Source organism: Burkholderiales bacterium, from assembly GCA_023511995.1.
Taxonomy (GTDB): domain Bacteria; phylum Pseudomonadota; class Gammaproteobacteria; order Burkholderiales; family Thiobacteraceae; genus Thiobacter.
In genome coordinates, this window is record JAIMAL010000041.1 from 1 (window position 1) to 3,131 (window position 3,131).

Here is a 3,131-nt window from a genome sequence, read left to right on the forward strand (position 1 = left end):
ATGGGGCAAAATGCTCGCACATTCTGACCCACCTACCCGTTAATCAAAATTGCACTTCAAACTTGAATCCGCGAATGTTTTTAACGCGCGAGATTAGCGCATGCCAAGGGAATAGACAATAGCTCAGGCCAGAAGTCTTGCCAGGCGCTGGGCGATGCCTGCTTCCTCGATCTCGCTGAAGGCGTAGGGGTAGAGGGATTTTTCGTTGCGGGCAAGCTCCGGCCGGCCGGCGAAGCGGGCGAGCTGGGCCGCCACGTAGTGGAAATCCAGCCGCAACAGCACCGCCGGCGCGCCCACCCGGGGACAGGTGCGTTTCTCTCCCAGCTGTTCGAAACCCAGGGCACGCTGGTAGAAGCGCACGTGCATGGGGTTGACCTCGATCACCGCATCGGTGGCACTCTTCAGCCGCCGTGCGTAAATGTAGGCGATGTGGAAGAGGGCGAAGAGCACCTGACGCGCCCCGGCTGCGGGATCGGCGGCGAGGCGCGTGATCTCGCACAGGCGGCGACCCTGCCGACGCAGGGCATCAAGCTCCGCGGCATAGAGGGCCTCCGCGGCCAGTTCCGCCTCGCCATCTAGCGCCAGGGTGAGGGTGCCCACCACCCGGTCGGCATCGGAGACGGCAAGGCAGATGCGGTTGGCGTCGCGCTCATTGAGCGGCAGCCGGTAGCCGCGCCCGGCGTACATGCGGCGGATCAAGAGGCGCGCCGCGCTTTGTTGGTGGGCGCTGCGCGCCAGACGGATCTTGAGGCTGCGTTGGGAAAGCTCCACGTCCGGTGGCGCTTCCACGGCTAAAGCCAAAGGACGCAGCCGGCCCCGGGGGTCCAGGGCAACGAGGGTTTCACGGCCGATACTGTCGGCAGGGTGGCGTTCGGCGAGGGAGGGGGTCATGGCTTACGGGGCAGACGGACGTTGGGCGGATTTGGGCCGGAAGCTTTTCACCACGTGCTCGTGGGTGGTCACATACGGCCCACCGATGAGTTCGATGCAATAGGGTACGGCGGCAAAGATGCCATCCAGGGTTTCCTTGATGGCCTTGGGCTGCCCCGGCAGGTTGAGGATCAGGCAGCGGCCGCGGATCACCCCCACCTGCCGCGACAGGATGGCGGTGGGCACGTATTTGAGGCTCACCGCGCGCATGGCCTCGCCGAAACCGGGCATGACGCGGTCGGCCACGGCCAGCGTGGCATCCGGCGTCACGTCGCGGGGGGCGGGACCGGTGCCGCCGGTGGTGACGACCAGGTGGCAGCCCTGCCGGTCCACGAGGTCGATGAGGGTCTCCTCGATCACCTTCCGCTCGTCCGGGATCAGGCGGGGGATGCTGCGCCAGGGGGTGGCCAGCGCCGCCCGGAACCATTCCTCCAGGGCGGGGATGCCGCGGTCTTCGTAGATGCCCTGGCTTGCGCGGTCGCTCGTGCTCACCAGGCCGATGATCAGTTCTTCTTGGGCGGGGGATGTCATGGGTTCTAGACCGTACTGAGGTACATAGCTTAACGGCAAAAGGCGAAGTTTCCATTACAGGGTGTCCATGGGCGCATCTTTTCCGGCGGCTAGGGCCAGCTGCTCGCGCAGGGTACGGAAAAGGGCGCGGGCACTCCGCGGCGGCTTGCCTTCCCGGGCTTCCCGGCGGGCATTGCGGATCAGGGTGTGCAGGGCCTGGACATCGATGCCGGGGTAACTTGCGGCAAGCCGGCTCAAGGCCGCCTCGTCGGCCAGGAGCGCATCCCGCCAGGCCTCCACCTGGTGGTGGAGGGCGGTCTCCCATGCCGCCTCATTGCGCCAGGCGGCGAGGCGGGCGCGGATGGGCTCGGCATCCACCTGCCGCATCAGGCGTCCGATGTACTGCATCTGCCGGCGGATGGCTTCGTGGGCCCGCAGCCGGCGCAGGGTCTCGATCGCCTCGACGAGGGCCTCCGGCAGATCGAGCGCGGCAAGCCGCCCGGGCGGCAGCCGGGAAAGAAGGAAGGCGGTCAAGTGCGCAAGCGTTTTTCCACCCTGGACGGACGGGAGGGGCGATGGGCGAGGAGCGCCTGACGATCGTGTTCATGCCCGAGAGCGCCTACGGGCCGACGAACAACTGCATCGGGATCGGGAAGGTCCTCGAGCGGCGGGGTCACCGCGTGGTGTTCGCCGCGGAGGCCTCGTGGAAGGGACGGCTGGAGCCGCTCGGGTTCGAGGAGGACCTCGTGGACCTCGCCCCACCGCCCGAGGAGGAGCAGGACGCCGGCCAGTTCGACGGTGAGTAGGTGTTCGGTGTAGAGCGAGCCGCCGAGGCTGGCGACGTGGGGGGGAGGCAGACCGCGGGCGGGGTCGCCGAGTTGGGCGGGTGCGGTGGAGGCGGTGGGGGCGAGGGCCATGCGGACGACCTGGCGGAGGGGTTCATCGCCGGAGCGAGCGGCCCGGCCGGCCAGGTCGCTGGCTTTGACCAGGCGGGTTTCGATCTCGGAGGGTTTGAAAGCGAAGGTGGCCTCACCGGTTGCGGAGGGGTATTCCTGGGGTTTGAGCAGGGGGCGTTCGGCGCCTCGGACGAGGGCGACGGAGTAGGCGAGGGTGGCCAGCAGGAGGAAGGAGGCGAGGGTGGTGAGGCGGGGAGCGCGGGTCATGCGGTCGTAGAGGGCCTGGCCTTCGGCCTGGGCGAGCATGATGACGAAGAGGAAGGTGACGACGATGGCGCCGGCGTAGACGATGACGGTGCCGGCGGCGAGGAACTGGGCGTCGACCAGGAGGAACAGGGCGGAGGTGGCCAGGAGGACGAGGGCGAAGCAGAGGGCGTTGAAGACGGGGTCGCGGTGGGTGATGGTCAGGAGGCCGCCGGCTAAGGCGATGAGGGCGAAGGCGTAGAAGAAGGTGGCGATGAGCCATTCGGCCGGGCGGGCGAGGGTGAGCATCAGGGCAGCCAGGCCGACGGCGGCGAGCCCAGCGCCGGCGAGATGGACGCGGCGCGGTTTGGCGCGGGGGTGGGCGTGGGGCAGGAGCAGGAAGGTGCCCAGGCCGAGCAGGGGGATGGCGACGGCGAGGGCGGCTTCGATGGGGATGGTCATGGCTGGCTGGTTCCCGGAGGCGCCTCGATGGAGGTGGCGTATTCGTGGGCTTTGGGCTGGGGTTGGTCGGGGGGAGAGAGGGGCGCGGTC

The 3,131-nt window shown here is 68.3% G+C and carries 4 protein-coding genes; all 4 read right to left on the reverse strand.

The annotated features are described in order from the left end of the window. Positions 1–123: 123 nt before the first annotated feature. Positions 124–687, reverse strand: coding sequence for an N-acetyltransferase (locus tag K6T56_12575; protein MCL6557175.1), 564 nt, complete (start codon positions 685–687; stop codon positions 124–126). A 207-nt stretch (positions 688–894) separates the two neighbouring features. Continuing rightward, positions 895–1,461: a molybdopterin adenylyltransferase gene (gene mog / locus K6T56_12580; GenBank protein MCL6557176.1), complete on the reverse strand. Its 567-nt coding sequence runs from the start codon at positions 1,459–1,461 to the stop codon at positions 895–897. Positions 1,462–1,515: 54 nt separating this feature from the next. Further along, positions 1,516–1,974, reverse strand: a complete 459-nt coding sequence (locus K6T56_12585) for a DUF615 domain-containing protein (GenBank protein MCL6557177.1) — start codon at positions 1,972–1,974, stop codon at positions 1,516–1,518. Beyond that, positions 1,971–3,041 carry an NADH-quinone oxidoreductase subunit J gene (locus K6T56_12590; GenBank protein ID MCL6557178.1) on the reverse strand — a complete coding sequence of 357 codons (1,071 nt, stop codon included), beginning with the start codon at positions 3,039–3,041 and terminating at the stop codon, positions 1,971–1,973. The genes K6T56_12585 and K6T56_12590 overlap by 4 nt, the downstream gene beginning before the upstream one ends. Positions 3,042–3,131: the final 90 nt, after the last annotated feature.

What these genes read in the sequence shown, in the direction of transcription:
- K6T56_12575 (MCL6557175.1), bottom strand. Translation starts at nt 687, where the DNA reads ATGTACGCCGGGCGCGGCTACCGGCTGCCGCTCAATGAGCGCGACGCC.
- mog (MCL6557176.1), bottom strand. Translation starts at nt 1,461, where the DNA reads ATGACATCCCCCGCCCAAGAAGAACTGATCATCGGCCTGGTGAGCACG.
- K6T56_12590 (MCL6557178.1), bottom strand. Translation starts at nt 3,041, where the DNA reads ATGACCATCCCCATCGAAGCCGCCCTCGCCGTCGCCATCCCCCTGCTC.